Below are 17,017 nucleotides of genomic sequence, written 5' to 3' on the forward strand. Positions count from 1 at the left end.
GCGCGGCGCGGCGAGCTCAACCGGTGCTGGGTACCTGGCGATGTTCGCGCAGTGCCTCGATCTCCCGCTCGAAGTCGGCCGCCGATGAGAACGAGCGATACACCGAGGCGAATCGCAGGTAGGCGACTTCGTCGAGTTCGCGCAAGGGGCCCAGAATCGCCAAACCCACCTCGTGGCTGGGGATCTCGGGTGAGCCGGCCGCCCGTACCGCGTCTTCGACCTGTTGGGCCAGCAGGTTGAGCGCGTCATCGTCGACGTCCCGGCCCTGACATGCCCGACGCACCCCGCTGATGACCTTCTCCCGGCTGAACGGCTCGGTGACGCCGCTGCGTTTCACCACGGCCAGCACCGCGGTCTCCACCGTGGAGAAGCGACGACCGCATTCCGGGCAGGACCGGCGGCGGCGAATGGTCTGGCCTTCATCGGTTTCGCGGGAGTCCACCACCCGGGAGTCTGGATGGCGACAAAACGGGCAATGCATGGCCGCTCCTTCGCCGTGCCGAGAGCCGGACACCTGCACGAGCTGGGGCGGCCCGGACCACTGGGACACCAGTGAGCGTACCTGCGCGGGTGCCGGGCGGCGCGCCGCAGTGGGCGCGGGCCGCGGCCGGCCGGACATCGACGTTCAGCCGATCGGCGCGATCAGCGGCTGGCCGGCGTCCACGGCGGCCGATTCCAGGTTGTTGAGCTCGCGGATCCGGTCGACGACCTGAGCGGTCGGCGCGTCGGGTGCGACCCGGGCCGCCAAGCGCTGCAGGCTCTCGCCGCTTTGAACCCGGACCACACCCAGCTGCTCGGGCACTGCGGGCGCGCCACCGCCGGCCATCGACGCACCGAACTGGGCGACCAGCCCGAGCCACACCGTGATGCCTGCGGCGATCAAGGCCAGCACCACGGTGGTCGCCGGAGTGATGGGCTTGACCGGTTGCGGCCGGTGCGCGGTGCGCGACATCAGCACGCCGCTGCCCCGGTGCTCAAGCGGCGCGCCGCCCGGACGGCTCCGCACCAGCCGCGGCGGCCGGGTCTGCACCGCGCACGCGCGCCGCGACGCACCGGGACCGCGACGGGTCCCGAACCGGTCGGTCCCGACCTGGTCGAACGTCGGAGCGCTCGTGTCGATCAGCATCATGTGCGGTTCTCCCTCACTCGGCGTCGGCGACCCTGTTCGCTCGACTGTTCGAATCATAATCGATTGTATGTTCGATGTCCGAACATGTGATCGATTCGTTGTCGAATACGTTAGCGACCGCCACCGACATACTCGGGCCGGCTTCGAACTCCCGCGCGACACGCGTCGAACACATGTTTGATTAATCGCGGCCAGAGGACTACATTCGCCGCTATGAGCGACAGCAGCAAGACCACCGGCCCGGGACTGGCATCTGTGCCCGATTCACCGCTGACCGCCCGGCAGCGCACCATCCTCGACGTCATCCGCGCCTCGGTGAACGAACGGGGCTACCCCCCGAGCATCCGGGAGATCGGCGACGCCGTCGGGCTGACCTCGACCTCCTCGGTCGCCCACCAGCTGCGCACGCTGGAACGCAAGGGTTACCTGCGTCGTGACCCCAACCGGCCCCGCGCCGTCGACGTCCGCGGCCCGGACGAATCGGCCGTGGCCTCCGGCTCGGCTCCACGGACGGAGTTGGCCGGATCCGATGCGCTGCCCGAACCCACCTTCGTTCCGGTGCTGGGCCGGATCGCGGCCGGCGGGCCGATCCTGGCCGAGGAAGCGGTCGAAGACGTCTTCCCGCTCCCCCGCGAACTGGTGGGCGAAGGCGAGCTATTCCTGCTCAAGGTGGTCGGTGAGTCGATGGTGGACGCCGCGATCTGCGACGGCGACTGGGTGGTGGTGCGCCAGCAGAACGTCGCCGACAACGGCGACATCGTGGCCGCGATGATCGATGGCGAGGCCACCGTCAAGACCTTCAAACGGGCCGGCGGTCAGGTCTGGCTGATGCCGCACAATCCGGTTTTCGACCCCATCCCGGGCAACGACGCGGTGGTGCTGGGCAAGGTCGTGACCGTCATCCGCAAGATCTGACCGGCGATTCGGCGGCTACCGGCTACCGCCGATGCCGACCAGGGAGAAGAACTCCTGGCGGGAGCGCGCGTCGGTTCGCAGCGTGCCCAGCAGGGTCGAGGTCACGGTGGTCGACCCGGTGGCGTGTACGCCGCGCAACGTCATGCAGGTGTGCTCGGCGCGGATCACCACCCCGACAGCACGCGGGCGCAGGTGCTCGGTGAGCCAGTCGGCCACCTGCTTGGTGAGGCGTTCCTGCACCTGCGGCCGGCAGGCGAAGTAGTCCACGACCCGGGCCAGCTTGGACAGGCCGAGGATGCGATCGCCGGGCAGGTAAGCGACACAGGCGGTTCCGGTGAACGGCAGCAGATGGTGCTCGCAGACCGAACGGAACGGGATGTCGCGCACCAGCACCAGTTCGTCGTATCCCTCGTCGTTGGGAAAAGTGGTGGCCTCGAACGGCTTTGGGGAGAACATCTCCGCATAGGCCCGCGCCATCCGGCGCGGTGTACCCGCAAGCGCCTCATCGTCGGTGGAGACGCCCAGGGCGTGCAGGAACGCCGCGGCGGCCTGCTCGGCGGCGTCCAGGTCCGGGACCGGCCCATCAACCACCCGCAGGTCGGCGTAGACGGCTACCGACATCTCAATCTCCCCCATCCCACGTGTCAGCGATGCGTTCAGATTGACCGCATTCGACCCTATTTGTCAACATTTTTTGGTGTTACATTGGGACGATGAGCAACCCACCCTGCGGCGGCCTGGATCCGTTAGCCGGATTGAGCGCTCTGGACGATCCGGTGCGGCAGCGGCTCTATCAGTACATCGCATCCCGCGACGAGCCGGTGGCCCGCGACGACGCCGCGAGCGCCGCCGGCATCAGCCGCACCCTGGCGGCCTACCACCTCGACAAACTGGCCGAGGCGGGGATTCTCTCGGTGAGCTACGCCCGGCCGGCCGGCCGCTCCGGGCCCGGTGCCGGGCGCCCTGCCAAACGTTACTCGCGCACCCGAGACGAGCTTTCGGTGAGCGTGCCGCCGCGCAACTACGCTTTGCTGGCCGACCTGTTGGTCACCGCCATGGTCGCCGATGACGCCGGCACCGTGCGCTCGGCGATCGCGGCAGCGGCCCGCCGGGCCGGGCGGACCGGGGCAGCCGAACACGACGTCTTCGACGCGCTGTGCGAGTTCGGCTATGAGCCGGCGGTCACCGGCGATGGCGATATCGAGCTGCGCAACTGCCCGTTCGAACGCCTGGCGCGCCAGTACACCGAAGAGGTGTGCGGGCTCAATCTGCAGCTGATCCGGGGCATGCTGGAGGGCGCCGGCGAACCGCCGCAGCGCGCGGCGCTGACTCCATGCGAGCGGCGGTGCTGCGTCACGGTCCGCGCCCTCGAACATGTCGGGCCGCACCGATGAGCCTGCTGGAGTCGCTGGGATTGAGCGCCCCGATCATGCAGGCCGGGATGGGCGGCGGCGTGGCCGGAGCGGAGTTGGCCGGTGCGGTATCGGCGGCCGGCGGGCTGGGCACCGTCGGGCTGAGCGATCCGCGCCGCTTCGCCGCGGAGCTGCGTCGCGCCGTGACGCTGGCCGGTGGGCGTCCGGTGGCGGCCAATCTGTTGGTGCCGTTCGCCCGCCGCGCCCACATCGATGCCTGCATCACGGCCGGCGCCGCCCTGGTGGTGTTTCACGACGGCGCTCCGGCACGCGGGATCGCCGCACTGCGGGCGGCGCGAATCCCGGTGCTGTGCACCGCCGGTGACGCCGCGCAAGCCCGCCGGGCGCTGGCCGCCGGCGCTGACGGACTGGTGGCCCAAGGCGTCGAGGCCGGCGGCCACCTGATGGCCGACCGGCCGCTGGAGGTGACCCTGCCCGAGGTGCTTGAGGCCGCAGGCGGAGCACCGGTGCTGGCCGCCGGTGGGGTCGCCGACGCCGACGACGTACGGGCACTGCTGGCCGCCGGGGCCGCCGGAGCGATTGCCGGCACCCGCTTTCTGCTCACCGAGGAGTCGCGCGCACATCCGGCCTACAAGCACAAGGTGCTCGGCGCCCAGCGAACCATCCGCACGATGTTGTTCGGCATGGGCTGGCCGCTGGCGCACCGGGTCATCCCGAATGCGGCCACCGAACGCTGGTGTGCGCGCAACGAACTCGGGCCACCGGCGGTGCGGGCATTCAATCGGGCCGGTGCGCGGCTGAGCCGGCTGATGCCGGTGAGCGCCCAGGGCACGATCCTTGCCCTCCAGCGGCCGACGGTGCCGCTGTATACCCCGGCGCTGCCGCTGGCCGGGATGGACCCGGCCGTCGTCGAGAGATCGGCGCTCTACGCCGGCGAGACGATCCACCGCATCCACGACATCGTTCCGGCCGCCGAAGCCCTGGCGCGGTTGACGCCGTGACACCAAGGGAGGCCAGCATGTTCGGCCCGTGCCCGCCGTTCGACGAGGAGTCGGCGCAACGTAAGGTCGCCGCCGCCGAAGACGCCTGGAACACCCGCGACCCCGACCGGGTGGCGCAGGCCTACACCGACGACTCGGTGTGGCGCAATCGCGACGAGTTCATCAGCGGGCGCGCCGAAATCGTGGCGTTCCTACGACGCAAGTGGGAGCGTGAGCGCGACTACGCACTGCGCAAAGAGCTGTGGTGCTATCACGGCAATCGGATCGCGGTGCGCTACCAGTACGAAAGCCGGGACGCCGACGGTCAGTGGTGGCGCAGCTACGGCAACGAGCTGTGGGAGTTCGCCGACGACGGCCGGATGAGCCGCCGCGAGTCCAGCATCGACGACGTCGCCATCACCGAAGATCAGCGCCGGATCCTCGGGCCCCGCCCGGACAGTGAACGAAACTCGCTGCCGCTGCGGTGATCAACCCGCCCTGGTGAATCCGTTGAGCCGGGCCGCATCCTCGGTGGCGAACCAGATCTCGGCGAGCGTGTCGTCGTACAGGGCGTTCTGCGGGGTGTAGTAGAGCCCCGAGCCGATGTTCGCCTTGATCGGGTAGCCCTCCGGCTGCTGGTAGGGGTCATCCAGCGGCAGGTGCATCACCGGATGGACCGACTCCTCGGCACCGAAGCTGCGCCGGCCCGCGCCGAACGCGCGAGGTTGTGCCCCCGAGCCGAAAGCGCGCGATTCGCTGCCCGAAGCCCCGTGCCCCACGGCGTGCCGGCCGGTACCCAGATCCTCCTCGGTCACCACCCGCGTCGGCGCGGTGTCCGCCTCGTCATCGTCGTCGGGTTCGTCGCCGGCGTCGGATTCGCCGTAGTGCAGCCAGGGCGCATCCGGAATCGACTGATCCGGCGACTCCTCGGGTGCCGCACCGAACGACGAGCTGCCGTATCGGCTCGGCAGCCGAACCGTGCCCTCGTGGTCCTGCTGCTCCTGGTGGGCCCACGCCTCGTCATCGTCGTCGTAGTCGTCGCTGACCGGGGCGGGCACCGCGACCGGCGCCCGCTCCTCGGGCGCCGCGGCCGGCCGCCGGCGCTGCCACCACATCGCCGCGGCCGCCAGCGCCCCCAGCACCACCAGCACCGCGACCGGGATCAGCACCCACAGCCAGTTCCAGTGCGTCTCCTTGGCGACACCGGGCGCCGTGGACGTGCTGCTGTTGGGCAGGTTCGCCCCGGGAATCTGCAGGCCCGACAAGGCTTGCGCCAGTTCGGCCGGTTCGGCGCTGAAGGTGTTGGTCGTCTGGTTCCAGGAGATCGCCCCACCGGTGAACTTCTGCGAAACCACGTCCCCGTCGAGGGCCTGATCGCCCACCGGGGCGCCCAGCTTCCCGGACGCACCGTCGAGCTTGTCCCAGGCCGCCTTCATCGCGCTGCGCACCACGAAGGCGCCGTTGTCCGGGCTGAAGAAGATCACCGGGTCATCTTCGGCGGCAAAGGAATTGAACTTGCTTCCGGCGAGGGAACCGTCGGCGGTGCTGGTGATCGGGAAGCCCAGATCGCTGCCGGCCGGACCGCCCAGCGACTCGTATTTGGCCAGGACTTCGCCTTCGACCGCGTTGGCTCCGGTGGCCGGCGAGAAGTAGACCTTGCCGTGCGCGAAATCCTGGCCCACGCCGTCGTTGCCGACCACATACTCGTCGCCCTGCTTGGCGCCGAGCGCGCCCGAGGGGCCGCCGGCGGTGCGCCAGGCCTGGTCGATGGCCGCGGTCGGGTCGAGCTGAACCTGCAGGTCGGCCAGCTGGGCCGCCAGCTCCGGCGGCACCGTGGTGAACGTCTTGGTCGCCCCGTCGAAGGACAGCGCGCCGGCGCTGAACTTCTGGGTCACCACCGCACCGTCGTAGTTCTCGTCCTCGACCGGCACCCCGAGCGCGCCGGTGGAGCTGCCCAATTTGTCCCAGCCGGCGTTGATCGGGCCGCGGACCACGTGGGCGCCGTGCTCGGGCGTCCAGAAGATCACCGGGTTGTCGCGACCGGAGAAGATCGCCACCCGGCTGTTCGGGACCAGCCCCGGCACCTCATCGATGTTGGGAAACCCGAGGTCGTTGGTGGCCGCCCCGCCCAGGGCCTCGTACTTGTCGAGGATGGCGCCATAGAGCGCCTTGGCACCGGTTTCGGGGGTGAAGAACATCGTGCCGCCGGTGAAGTCCTGGGCGAATCCGACGCCGGCCGGGTGCACGTCGCCCTTGGGCGGGCCCAGTGGGGAGCCATCGCCGCCGGCGGCCTGCCATGCCGCGGTGATGGCGTCATGGGCGTCGCTGTCCGGCGTCGCCGCCGCGGTCTGTACCGACAGCAGCACGGTGACCGTCGTCGCGAGGCCGAGCGCAATGCGCACCGCCGTCTTGCCGAACCGATCTTTCCGACTAGTCACCAGCCCTCCCAGGCACCGCAATCGACGCAAATGTTTCCGGCATAAACCTTCCCGCAATCGACCCGTATTGCGAAGCGAAGTCATCGATATTGCGGAAACAGATACCTAGCCGATGCCGAATCGATGCCGAAGCCACCAGCCGCCACCGAGCGCCCGATACCGCGGAATTCGCAGCTCACGGCCCTGATCGCCAGGGGGCTAGACACCCAGGCTGCGGCCGATGATCTCCTTCATGATCTCGGTGGTGCCGCCGTAGATCGTCTGCACCCGTGAATCCAGGTAGGCCCGGGCGATCGGGTATTCGCGCATGTAGCCGTAGCCGCCGTGCAACTGCAGGCAGCGGTCGATCAGGTGGACCTGCTTCTCGGTGGTGTACCACTTGGCCATCGCGGCCTGCTCCACCGTCAGCTGCTTGTCCAGGTGCAGCCGGATGAACTCGTCGACCATCATCCGCACCACGGTGGCCTCGGTGGCCAGCTCGGCCAGCAGGAACCGGCTGTTCTGGAAGCTGCCGATCGGCTTGCCGAACGCCTTGCGTTCCTTGGTGTAGGTGATGGTCTGCTCGAGGGTGGCCTCCATCGCCGCGGCGGCCATGATCGCGATCGAGATCCGTTCCTGGGGCAGGTTCTGCATCAGGTAGATGAAGCCCATGCCCTCCTGACCGAGCAGGTTCTCGACCGGCACGTGCACGTCGGTGAACGACAGCTCGGCGGTGTCCTGGGCGTCCAGCCCGATCTTGTCCAGGTGGCGTCCGCGTTCGAAGCCCTCCATGCCGCGTTCCACCACTAGCAGGCTGAAGCCCTGCGCGCCCTTCTCCGGGTCGGTCTGGGCGACCACGATGACCAGGTCGGAGTGGATGCCGTTGGTGATGAACGTCTTCGACCCGTTCAGGACGTAGTGGTCGCCCTGTTTGACCGCCCGGGTCTTGATGCCCTGCAGGTCGCTACCGGTTCCGGGCTCGGTCATTGCGATCGCGGTGATCAGTTCACCGGTGCAGAACTTGGGCAGCCAGCGCTGCTTCTGCTCGTCGTTGCACAGTTCCAGCAGGTACGGCGCGCACACATCGTTGTGCAGGCTGAACCCGATGCCGCTGTAGCGACCCGCGGTGGTCTCCTCGGTGATGATCGTGTTGTAACGGAAGTCCGGGTTGCCGCCGCCGCCGTACTCCTCGGGCACCGCCATGCCCAAAAAGCCCTGCTTGCCGGCTTCGAGCCAGACGCCGCGGTCGACGATCTTGGCCTTCTCCCACTCCTCGTGGTGCGGCGCGACGTGGCGGTCCAAAAACGCCCGGTAGGACTCCCGGAACAGCTCGTGCTCAGGCTCGAACAGGGTTCGCTGGTACTTGACTGCGGCGCTCATCGCCTGACCTCCGAGATCGACGGAATCTTTCCGACGACAATAGACCAACCGGATGGTTGGTAGGTCATGGGCCCGCGCTGACCGCCCAAGTGGTCACACCGCCCGCGCCTCCACCACACTGAACGGCGACGCGGTCGGCACCACGCGCGTCATCGCAAACCCGGCCTGCTGGAGAAGACCGCGGTATTCGGCGGCGGTACGCTCGCGGGCCGCCGCCCCCACCAGCATCTCCAGGTCCGCCCACTTGCCCAAGAACTCCCGGTCGTGCTCGGGAATCACCAGTTCGACCAACAACGCCACCGCACCGGGCCGGGTCGCCGCCCGCACGTTCTGCAGAATCTGGGCGGCCTGCTCATCCGGCCAATCGTGGATGACGTTCTTGAGCAGGTAGGCATCCCCGCCGCTGGGGACCTGATCGAAGAACGATCCCGCGACGACGCGAACCCGGTCTGTCACCCGGTGCTCGGCCAGTAGCGCCGGGGCACCCGCGACGACGTGCGGCAGGTCGTACAACACACCGCGGGCGTGCGGAGCGGCCGCCAGGACTGCGGCCAGCAGCCGGCCGTGCCCGCCCCCGACGTCGACGATCGTCGGATAGCCACTGAAGTCGTAGGCCGACACCAGCGGTGCCACCGCCCACTCCGAGCCGCTGGTCATCGCCTGGTTGAACACCTCGGCAAGATCAGGCTCCTGCGCCAGGTAGTCGAAAGCAGGCATACCGCGTAGCTGCGGGATGACGGCTTTACCGGTCCGGACCGCGTCGGCCAGCAGGCTCCAATGCTCACGATGCTGCGGTGACCCGACGAACCGTGCCATGCCGGCCATCGACGGGAAACCGTCGCGGCGCAGGGTGTCGGCCAGCGCGTTCAGCTCATAGCGGCCGTCGCGGCGGCGGCGAAACACGCCGCGACTGATCATTGCCCGCAGCAACCGGGCCAGCGCGTCGGGGTTCGCCCCGACTCTGCTCGCCAAATCTTCGATGGGCTGGGGGCCGTCAGCGAGGGCGTCGGCGACGCCGAGTTCGGCGGCCACGGTGATCGCCTGGGACATCCAGGCGGCGAGGATCATCTCCATCATCACCGCCGGCGCCGGCGCAAGCCGCTGATGGAGCCGGTATAGCCTGTCGCGGACCCGCTCGACGGCGCGGACCAGCCTGGGCGGCGGCAACCTGGTGGGTGCAGACATCCCTCGAGCAAACCCCTGCCGGGGACGGCGGCACTAGGGTAGCCGGCTACTTCACTTGGAGGTCTCCGGTGCGGATTACCGCGCGTCCGCCCCGGTCCGGCGCGAACCGCCCCGCCGTGCCGGTCGCTGCGGGGCTCCCGGCGCCGCGGCACGACGCCGCCGGCCGCTGCCCGATCCGCGGTTCTTCGGCGACGCGGGACGCGGCGGTGGGGCCGCCTTGGGGGCGGGCATCTGCAACGGGGCGACCTCGCCGACCAACGCTTGCACCGGCACCGAGTCGACGCCGACCTGTTGCGGGGCGACGGTGATCCCGGCCCGGCGCAGCAGCACCTGGGTGTCCCTGCGCTGTTCGGGCAACACCACGGTGACCACGTCGCCGGCGCTGCCGGCGCGTGCGGTGCGACCCGAGCGGTGCAGGTAGGCCTTGTGTTCGGCCGGCGGGTCGACGTGGACCACCAGCTGCACCTCATCGACGTGCACGCCGCGCGCAGCGATGTCGGTGGCCACCAGCACTCGAGCCGCCCCGGTGCTGAACGCGGCCAGGTTGCGGTCCCGCGCGGGCTGAGACAGGTTGCCGTGCAGGTCCACTGACGGGATACCGGCCTCGGTCAGTTGCTTGGCGAGCTTACGGGCCTGATGTTTGGTGCGCATGAACAGGATTCGGCGGCCGGTGCCGGACGCCAACCGGTGCACCAGATCCTTTTTGTCCTGCCCCCCCGCGACGTGGAACACGTGATGGGTCATGGCCGGCGGCGGCGCGGCGATGTCATCGACCGAGTGCGACACCGGGTCGTGCAGGAAGCGCCGCACCAGCTTGTCCACCCCGTTGTCCAGGGTCGCCGAGAACAGCAGCCGCTGACCGGTGGCCGGCGTAGCGGCCAGAATCCGCGTGACGCCCGGCAGGAAGCCGAGGTCGGCCATGTGGTCGGCTTCGTCGAGCACGGTGATCTGCACGTCGTCCAGGCTGATCAGCTTCTGCTTCATCAGGTCTTCGAGGCGCCCCGGGCAGGCAACCACGATGTCGACGCCGCCGCGCAGCGCCGTCTCCTGCCGGCTCTGCGCCACCCCGCCGAAGATGGTGGTGACCTTCAAGCCGTAAGCCGCCGCAAGGGGTTTGACCGTCGCGGTGATCTGGGTGGCCAGCTCACGGGTGGGCGCGAGTATCAAACCCGACGGCCGGTTCGGGTGTCGTCTGGTGTCGGCGAGCCTGGCTACCAAGGGAATTGAGAACGCCAGCGTCTTGCCGCTGCCCGTCTTTCCGCGGCCCAGCACGTCGCGCCCGACCAGAGTGTCGGGCAGGGTACGGATCTGGATCGGAAACGGCGCGGTGATCTCGTTGTCGTGCAGCGCCGCCACCAGTGGTGCGGGCACGCCGAGGTCGGCGAAGGATGTGATCATGAGTGCGGTGCCTTTCCGGCATCGGTTGCGCTGCTCAAGCCGTAAGAGGTCGGGTGACTGGCGGCGCAAAGTGGCGAGATTGCCGGTGGGCAAAATCGATCGCCGCGAGAAGAGCTTGTGCTGGACGCACCGTCCACCGGATATCGGTGGTGAGTAAGCGTTCCACGACGTACCGGCGTCCGTGGACACCAGCGTTGATTGTGAGCCTAGCGCACCGGTGCGCGCAGCCCGAAACTTCTGTGACCGATCACACGCCGCGAACGGCTGCTACGCCTGGCCGAACTCACGCAGGCTGGCGGCCAGCGCGGCGGGCACCCGCGCGCGAATCCGGGTGCCGCCGTCACCGTGCTCGGCCTGCTGCACCCGGCCGTGTTCGTGTACTCGGGCCACCAAATCACCACGGCCATAAGGGATGACGACATCCACCGCGGTATCGACCGGCGACACCAGCTCCCCCATCCGGCGGCGCAGCGCGTCGATGCCGTCGCCGGTGCGCGCCGAAACGAACACCGCGTCGGGCAACGCCCGGCGCAGCTGTGCCAACGCCAAGTCACCGGCGGCGTCAATCTTGTTGACCACCAGCAGTTCCGGGGCCGGCTGGCCGTCCCGCTCGGCGATCACCTCGGAAACCACCTGGCGGACCGCACTGATCTGGCTCAGCGGTGCCGGATCGGAACCGTCGACGACATGCACCAACAGCTCGGCGTCGGCGACCTCCTCCAGCGTGGAACGGAAGGCTTCCACCAACTGGGTGGGCAGATGGCGAACGAAACCGACGGTGTCGGTCAGCACGAAAGGCCGATCGTCCTCGAAAAGCCCACGGCGCGTGGTGGGTTCCAGCGTGGCGAACAGTGCGTCTTGAACCAGCACCCCGGCGCCGGTCAGCGTGTTGAGCAGGCTGGACTTGCCGGCGTTGGTGTAGCCGACGATCGCCACCGAGGGGACGTCGCTATGCAGGCGGCGGCTGCGCTGGGTGTCGCGCACCTGCTTCATCGCCTTGATCTCGCGGCGCAGCTTGGCCATCCGCTCCCGGATCCGGCGCCGGTCGGTTTCGATCTTGGTCTCACCAGGGCCGCGCAGCCCCACCCCGCCGCCGCTGCCACCGGCCCGGCCACCGGCCTGTCGCGACATCGACTCGCCCCAACCACGCAGTCGCGGCAGCATGTACTGCATCTGCGCCAACGCCACCTGCGCCTTGCCCTCGGCGCTGGTGGCGTGCTGAGCGAAGATGTCCAGGATCAACGCGGTGCGGTCGATCACCTTGACCTTGACCGCCTTCTCCAGCGCGGTCAGCTGCGCCGGGGACAGCTCGCCATCGCAGATGACGGTGTCGGCGCCGGTGGCCAGCACCACCTCACGCAACTCGACGGCCTTCCCCGAGCCGATGTAGGTCGACGGGTCGGGCCGCTCACGACGCTGGATCAGCCCCTCGAGCACCTCGGACCCGGCGGTTTCGGCCAGCGCCGCCAGTTCCACCATGCTGGCGTCGGCCTCGGCGGCGCTGCCATCGGTCCACACCCCGACCAACACCACCCGCTCCAGACGCAGCTGGCGGTATTCGACCTCGGAAACGTCGGCGAGCTCGGTGGACAGCCCCGCGACCCGGCGCAGCGCGGAGCGGTCGTCGAGGGCCAGTTCACCGGTGCTGGGGACCTCCGGATAGCTCACAGCGCCGCCCACCAGCTCGGGGCGATGTCACCGCGCGCCACCAGTTCCGACGGGCCGCGCAGATAGCTGGTGGCCTCGGTGACGGTGACGCTGACCTGTCCCCCGGGAATGTCGACGCGCAGCGTGCCGGTCGACGCGCCGCCGTGGGCCAACGCGGCCACCGCGGCGGCCACCGTCCCGGTGCCGCAGGACCGGGTCTCCCCCACCCCGCGTTCGTGCACCCGCATCGACACCGCGCCGTCGCGGGCGGCGGTCAGGATCTCCACGTTGACGCCGTCGGGGAACTGGGCGGGGTCGAAGGACACCGGTGCGGCCACGTCCAGAGCAGCCAGTTCGGCGACCGACAGCCCCGGGTCCACACACGCCAGGTGGGGGTTGCCGACGTCGACGCCCAGGCCGGCGAAGCGCCGCCCGCCGACGATGGCGTCGAAAGCCGGCCCGCCGCTGCCGAGCAGGTTCGGCTTGCCCATGTCGACGGTGACCTCAGCCCGCACCGCGTCGGCGCGGTGCACGGTCACCGGACGCGGCCCGGCCAGCGAGCCGACGACGAACTCGTCGGCCGATTCCAGGCCGGTGGCCCGCAGGTAGTGGGCGAACACCCGGACCCCGTTGCCGCACATCTCGGCCACCGACCCGTCGGCGTTGCGGTAGTCCATGAACCAGTCCTCGGCGGCCACCCCTTCGGGCAGATGCTGCAGCACCCCGGCGCCCACGGCCGCCCCGGCCGTGGTCACCCGCAGCAGGCCATCGGCGCCCAGGCCGCGTCGCCGGTCACACAGCGCGGCCACCGCGGCAGCCTTCAGATCCAGTTCCATGCCCAGGTCCGGCAATACGACGAAGTCGTTCTGGGTGCCGTGGCCCTTGGCGAAAAGCATGTGCTCAGGATACGTGCCGCCACGCGGCCAGTGCCGCGTCGAGCAGACCGTCGGCGGCACTGTCCAACCAGGTGATGCGGTGATCGCGGCGAAACCAGGACCGCTGGCGGCGCACATAGCGGCGGGTGCCGATGAAGGTCGGCTCTCGGGCGCCGGAACCGTCACCGCCCGCATCGAGGTCGGCAATCACCTGGGCATAGCCCAGGGCCCGGGCGGCGGTGACCCCGTCGCGCAACCCGACCGCCAACAGCGTCGCGACCTCAGTGACCAGTCCGCGGGCGAACATCGTGTCGGTGCGGGCGGCCAGCCGTTCATCGAGAAGGTTGGTGTCGCAATCCAATCCGATGATCACCGTGTCCCAGCGGGGGTCGCCGATGGTGGGCGCCGAAGCGGCGAACGGCCGCCCGGTCAGCTCCACCACCTCCAGCGCCCGCACGATGCGCCGGCCGTCGGTGGGCAGGATCGCCGACGCCGCGGCCGGGTCGGCGACGGCCAGCTCGGCGTGCAACGCCGCCACGCCGGCCTCGGTCAGTCGCTGCTCGTAGCGGGCCCGCACCGCCGGGTCGGTGGCCGGAAACGACCAGTCGTCGAGCAGCGCCTGCAGGTAGAGCATCGACCCGCCGACGATGATCGGGACCGCGCCGCGGCCCGCGATCGCCTCGACGTCGTCGGCTGCGGCCTGCTGGTAGCGGGCCACGGTCGCGGTCTGGGTGACGTCGAGGACGTCGAGTTGGTGGTGCGCGATGCCCCGTCGTTCCGTCGGCGACAGCTTGGCGGTGCCGATGTCCATGCCGCGGTAGAGCTGCATGGCGTCGGCGTTCACGATCTCCGCGCCGAGCCGTTCGGCCAGGTCCAGCGCGAGCTGCGACTTGCCGGTGCCGGTGGGCCCCACGACCGCGATCGGCCTCACGGCTCCCAGACCCCGACGAAGTAGCCGACGCCGTAGGGGGCGTCGCGGTAGAGCTGTGTGGCAGTGCGCGGCGGGGTTTCGACCAGGCCGGCCAGCGCCGCGAATGCCGCCCGCCCGACGATCTGCGGCGGCAAGTCGGCCAGTGCGGCGACGTCGCCGGCGGCCAAGGCGTCGTCGAGGGCGCGCTGAACGCCGACGTCTTCGGGGTGGTGCCCGCCGGGCGCGGCCGCGGTCAGGGTGTTGGCGCCGTCGGCCAGCACCAGCACCCCGATCGGCTCCGGTGACTGCTCGATTTGGGCACGTAGCCGCCTGCCGGCGGCCAGCGCGGCGGCCGGGTCGGTGTGGGCGTGGACCATCACCGAGGTATCCGGCCGCAACTGCCCGCGCACCCAGCCGGCGACCAGGACACCCAACGGCAGGTCGGCCGGTCGCTCGACGCCCGGGGTCAGGCGCACCGCCACGTCGGCGCCGAATCCGGCGAAACTGCCGGCAGTGTCCGGGCCGAATACGCCGTCGGCTCCGGCGCCCAACGCCACCCAGCGCGGCGGCAGCGATGCGGCTGCGGCCAGCGCCGCGGCCCGCAGCTCGGCCGCCTCGGGGGCGGTACCGGCCAGTTCGGGCACCAGCACCGGCGCCGACGGCACGATCGCTATCGGTCCCAGCACGAGACCCCGGCTAGCTCGTCGGTGACGCCACCGGTGTGGCCCGGTCGGCGCCTCCGGCGTCGGCGACGATGGTGGCGGCCTCACCCCTGGCCAAGGCCGCCGTCGCGATGACGATCAGCACCACCCCGATGATCACGGCGGCGTCTTCGATCCCGCCGGCCTGAATGTGCTCGTTGAGCAGCAGCACCCCCAGTGCGCTGGCCACCAGCGGCTTGGCCACCGTCATCGTCGGCATCGAGGCGGTCAATGCGCCGGCGCGGAACGCCGACTGCTGGAAGATCATTCCGGCCAGCGTCGCTATCAGCCAGGGCACCACCACGGGCGACTCCAGCGCGTTTTCCACACCCTCGGCCTTGATCATCTCCACGAGCACTTTTGTCAGCAACGCGAACACCGCCAGCGAGGTACCGGCCACCACGGCCAGCAGCACCGCGGCTGCCGGCCGGCCCCGGAGTCGGCGGGCGGCCACCGCGCAGGCCAGCAGCAACGTGACCACCACCACCGACACCGTGATCCAGGTAGCCGCCGGGGCGTGCTGTTTGCCCTCGGTCGGATCCCCGACGATCACCACCACGGCCAACGCCGCGGCCAGCACGATCGCCCACATCCATTCCCAGTTGGTCACCCGGCGGTGGGTCAACCAGGCATACATCGGCAGCGCGAACAGCAGCGCGGTCACCTGCAGCCCGGTCACCAGGATCACCGAACCCACGGCCAATGCCGCCGCTTGCAGGGCGTAGTTGGCCACCGCCGCCGCGCCGCCGCCCCACCATTTCGGGTCGCGCAGCGACAACCAGAACAGCTTCAGGTGACCGACCTGCTGGTCGGTGATCTCCTGCGCGGACCGCTGGCGGATCACGTCGCCGGTAGCCGACGCCAGCGCAGCGCACAGTGCGAGCAGCGCCGCGATGACATTCCCTGTCGACATGACCCTCCCTACAATCGCGCAAGAATACCGTCCGGCGGCGTGGCAACCGGGCAACGCTACGCCGCGGGGGCAGCCGCATCGTCGTCGACCACCGCCTCGCCACGCGACAACACCGCGACCGCGACGACCAGCATGACCAGCGCCGCGGCCAGCAGGAACCCGCCGCTGCGGCCGGGCCGGACCACCTCACCGAGCAACGCCACGCCCAGCGCCGCAGCCACCGTCGGCTCCAGCACCGTCATCGTCGGCAACGAGGCGGTCAGTGCTCCGGCGCGAAACGACGACTGCTGAAACACGGTACCTGCCACCGCGAGCGCCGCCCACGCGTATAGCTCCGGCGAGCTCACCAGCGGCCGCACTCCGTCGCCGATCAACTCGACGAGTCCCTTGGTCAGCACGGCGACGACGCCCCAGGAGATGGCCGACGCCGCCGCGAGCAGCACCGCCTCGACCCGCCCGGGCCAGGCGCGTGCCCCCACCAGGCACAGCACTACCGCCGGACCCAGCACTGCGATCACCCAGATCCAGGTGTCGAACGAGGCGCGGGCCTGCCCTGCGGTGGGGTGACCGACGGTGATGATCACGGTTTCGGCGGCGACCAACAGCGCCGCCCACATCCAGACCGACCGGCCCAGTCGCCGGCCGGACTGCCGCGCACTGAGCGGCAGAGCGAACAGCAACGAGGTCACCAGCAGCGACTCCACCAGCAGCACCGAGCCCAGCCCGAGCGCGGCGGCCTGCAGGACGAAACCCACCGCGGCCACCCCGCTGCCCACCCACCAGCGCCGGTCGGCCAGCAAGCGAGCGAACAGCGCAAGGTGGCCGATCGACTCGTCGGCGACCCGGTGGGCGCTGCGCTGGTGGATCACATCGCTGATCGCGACGAAGAGCGCCGCGGCGAGTGCGAGCAAGACGACGACGGTCTCTTTCGCCACTGGCGGACTCCTCAAAGCCTGCGGTATCCCAGTGACACCCGTCGGCGATCGAACAGGTTACCGCCCGGCCCCTACGGCGGCCCCAGCTTCGCCTCTCCTCCGTCGAGCCTCGCTGAACCGCCCGGCTCATACGGCGGTCCCAGCTTCGCCTCTCCTCCGTCGAGCCTCGCTGAACCGCCGAGTTAGACGGTATGGGGGGCTGGGGCCTCACTCACATGTGAACGTGGGTTGCCGACAGGAAATGGGTCCTGGCCGGTAG

Annotated in this window: 17 protein-coding genes; 4 read left to right on the top strand and 13 right to left on the bottom strand. The window is 70.0% G+C overall.

Going from position 1 to position 17,017, the window contains the following annotated elements; genetic code table 11:
* Positions 1-16: 16 nt before the first annotated feature.
* Both nrdR and A5648_RS07830 read right to left on the bottom strand, forming a co-directional pair.
* Positions 17-481, bottom strand: coding sequence for a transcriptional regulator NrdR (nrdR, locus tag A5648_RS07825; protein WP_065023993.1), 465 nt, complete (start codon positions 479-481; stop codon positions 17-19).
* A 144-nt stretch (positions 482-625) separates the two neighbouring features.
* Positions 626-1,129: a LysM peptidoglycan-binding domain-containing protein gene (locus tag A5648_RS07830; RefSeq protein ID WP_065023994.1), complete on the bottom strand. Its 504-nt coding sequence runs from the start codon at positions 1,127-1,129 to the stop codon at positions 626-628.
* Positions 1,130-1,342: 213 nt separating this feature from the next.
* Here A5648_RS07830 and lexA point away from each other — a divergent pair, with 213 nt between their 5' ends.
* Positions 1,343-2,044: a transcriptional repressor LexA gene (gene lexA / locus A5648_RS07835; protein ID WP_065023995.1), complete on the top strand. Its 702-nt coding sequence runs from the start codon at positions 1,343-1,345 to the stop codon at positions 2,042-2,044.
* A gap of 15 nt (positions 2,045-2,059) precedes the next feature.
* Here lexA and folE read toward each other — a convergent pair whose 3' ends face one another.
* Positions 2,060-2,665 carry a GTP cyclohydrolase I FolE gene (gene folE, locus A5648_RS07840; RefSeq protein WP_065024010.1) on the bottom strand — a complete coding sequence of 202 codons (606 nt, stop codon included), beginning with the start codon at positions 2,663-2,665 and terminating at the stop codon, positions 2,060-2,062.
* A 92-nt stretch (positions 2,666-2,757) separates the two neighbouring features.
* On the opposite strand from folE, the gene A5648_RS07845 reads away from it, so the two are divergent.
* From A5648_RS07845 to A5648_RS07855, 3 genes are read left to right on the top strand one after another with little or no spacing between them, the layout of a single operon-like run.
* Positions 2,758-3,438 carry a helix-turn-helix transcriptional regulator gene (locus A5648_RS07845; RefSeq protein ID WP_065023996.1) on the top strand — a complete coding sequence of 227 codons (681 nt, stop codon included), beginning with the start codon at positions 2,758-2,760 and terminating at the stop codon, positions 3,436-3,438.
* Entirely contained in the window at positions 3,435-4,418 is a 984-nt protein-coding gene (locus A5648_RS07850) for an NAD(P)H-dependent flavin oxidoreductase (RefSeq protein ID WP_065023997.1), read from the top strand. Before A5648_RS07845 ends, A5648_RS07850 begins: the two co-directional genes overlap by 4 nt.
* Before the next feature lie 17 nt (positions 4,419-4,435).
* A complete protein-coding gene (locus A5648_RS07855) occupies positions 4,436-4,885 on the top strand; it encodes a nuclear transport factor 2 family protein (RefSeq protein WP_065023998.1) in 450 nt (149 codons plus the stop codon).
* Here the strand turns inward: A5648_RS07855 and A5648_RS07860 are convergent, their stop codons facing one another.
* The 10 genes from A5648_RS07860 to A5648_RS07905 all read right to left on the bottom strand — a co-directional run bounded on the left by A5648_RS07860 (position 4,886) and on the right by A5648_RS07905 (position 16,758).
* A complete protein-coding gene (locus tag A5648_RS07860; RefSeq protein WP_234787352.1) occupies positions 4,886-6,835 on the bottom strand; it encodes an LGFP repeat-containing protein in 1,950 nt (649 codons plus the stop codon). It lies immediately after the preceding gene.
* Positions 6,836-7,033: 198 nt separating this feature from the next.
* Positions 7,034-8,194: an acyl-CoA dehydrogenase family protein gene (locus tag A5648_RS07865; RefSeq protein WP_065024000.1), complete on the bottom strand. Its 1,161-nt coding sequence runs from the start codon at positions 8,192-8,194 to the stop codon at positions 7,034-7,036.
* A 93-nt stretch (positions 8,195-8,287) separates the two neighbouring features.
* Positions 8,288-9,379 carry a methyltransferase gene (locus tag A5648_RS07870; protein WP_065024001.1) on the bottom strand — a complete coding sequence of 364 codons (1,092 nt, stop codon included), beginning with the start codon at positions 9,377-9,379 and terminating at the stop codon, positions 8,288-8,290.
* Positions 9,380-9,454: 75 nt separating this feature from the next.
* Positions 9,455-10,777, bottom strand: coding sequence for a DEAD/DEAH box helicase (locus A5648_RS07875; protein ID WP_065024002.1), 1,323 nt, complete (start codon positions 10,775-10,777; stop codon positions 9,455-9,457).
* A 267-nt stretch (positions 10,778-11,044) separates the two neighbouring features.
* Positions 11,045-12,445 (bottom strand): GTPase HflX, encoded by a 1,401-nt coding sequence (gene hflX, locus A5648_RS07880; RefSeq protein ID WP_065024011.1) that lies wholly within the window; start codon positions 12,443-12,445, stop codon positions 11,045-11,047.
* Positions 12,442-13,320 (bottom strand): diaminopimelate epimerase, encoded by an 879-nt coding sequence (dapF, locus tag A5648_RS07885; RefSeq protein ID WP_065024003.1) that lies wholly within the window; start codon positions 13,318-13,320, stop codon positions 12,442-12,444. Before dapF ends, hflX begins: the two co-directional genes overlap by 4 nt.
* A 4-nt stretch (positions 13,321-13,324) precedes the next feature.
* Positions 13,325-14,230 carry a tRNA (adenosine(37)-N6)-dimethylallyltransferase MiaA gene (gene miaA, locus A5648_RS07890; protein ID WP_065024004.1) on the bottom strand — a complete coding sequence of 302 codons (906 nt, stop codon included), beginning with the start codon at positions 14,228-14,230 and terminating at the stop codon, positions 13,325-13,327.
* Complete coding sequence (locus A5648_RS23225) at positions 14,227-14,895, bottom strand: hypothetical protein (RefSeq protein WP_065024005.1); 669 nt, start codon at positions 14,893-14,895, stop codon at positions 14,227-14,229. The genes miaA and A5648_RS23225 overlap by 4 nt, the downstream gene beginning before the upstream one ends.
* A gap of 10 nt (positions 14,896-14,905) precedes the next feature.
* Entirely contained in the window at positions 14,906-15,823 is a 918-nt protein-coding gene (locus tag A5648_RS07900) for a DMT family transporter (RefSeq protein ID WP_065024006.1), read from the bottom strand.
* Between the two features lie 56 nt (positions 15,824-15,879).
* Positions 15,880-16,758, bottom strand: a complete 879-nt coding sequence (locus tag A5648_RS07905; protein WP_065024007.1) for a DMT family transporter — start codon at positions 16,756-16,758, stop codon at positions 15,880-15,882.
* Between the last annotated feature and the right edge of the window lie 259 nt (positions 16,759-17,017).

The sequence above is a fragment of the Mycolicibacter sinensis genome, assembly GCF_001673565.1.
Lineage (GTDB): Bacteria > Actinomycetota > Actinomycetes > Mycobacteriales > Mycobacteriaceae > Mycobacterium > Mycobacterium sinense_C.

Bases quoted from the DNA above. Each gene is read 5' to 3' on its own strand.
- A5648_RS07830 (WP_065023994.1), bottom strand. From the start codon at position 1,129: ATGATGCTGATCGACACGAGCGCTCCGACGTTCGACCAGGTCGGGACC.
- A5648_RS07865 (WP_065024000.1), bottom strand. From the start codon at position 8,194: ATGAGCGCCGCAGTCAAGTACCAGCGAACCCTGTTCGAGCCTGAGCAC.
- A5648_RS07900 (WP_065024006.1), bottom strand. From the start codon at position 15,823: ATGTCGACAGGGAATGTCATCGCGGCGCTGCTCGCACTGTGCGCTGCG.
- nrdR (WP_065023993.1), bottom strand. From the start codon at position 481: ATGCATTGCCCGTTTTGTCGCCATCCAGACTCCCGGGTGGTGGACTCC.
- dapF (WP_065024003.1), bottom strand. From the start codon at position 13,320: ATGCTTTTCGCCAAGGGCCACGGCACCCAGAACGACTTCGTCGTATTG.
- A5648_RS07875 (WP_065024002.1), bottom strand. From the start codon at position 10,777: ATGATCACATCCTTCGCCGACCTCGGCGTGCCCGCACCACTGGTGGCG.
- A5648_RS07850 (WP_065023997.1), top strand. From the start codon at position 3,435: ATGAGCCTGCTGGAGTCGCTGGGATTGAGCGCCCCGATCATGCAGGCC.
- A5648_RS07845 (WP_065023996.1), top strand. From the start codon at position 2,758: ATGAGCAACCCACCCTGCGGCGGCCTGGATCCGTTAGCCGGATTGAGC.
- A5648_RS07855 (WP_065023998.1), top strand. From the start codon at position 4,436: ATGTTCGGCCCGTGCCCGCCGTTCGACGAGGAGTCGGCGCAACGTAAG.
- A5648_RS07870 (WP_065024001.1), bottom strand. From the start codon at position 9,379: ATGTCTGCACCCACCAGGTTGCCGCCGCCCAGGCTGGTCCGCGCCGTC.
- folE (WP_065024010.1), bottom strand. From the start codon at position 2,665: ATGTCGGTAGCCGTCTACGCCGACCTGCGGGTGGTTGATGGGCCGGTC.
- lexA (WP_065023995.1), top strand. From the start codon at position 1,343: ATGAGCGACAGCAGCAAGACCACCGGCCCGGGACTGGCATCTGTGCCC.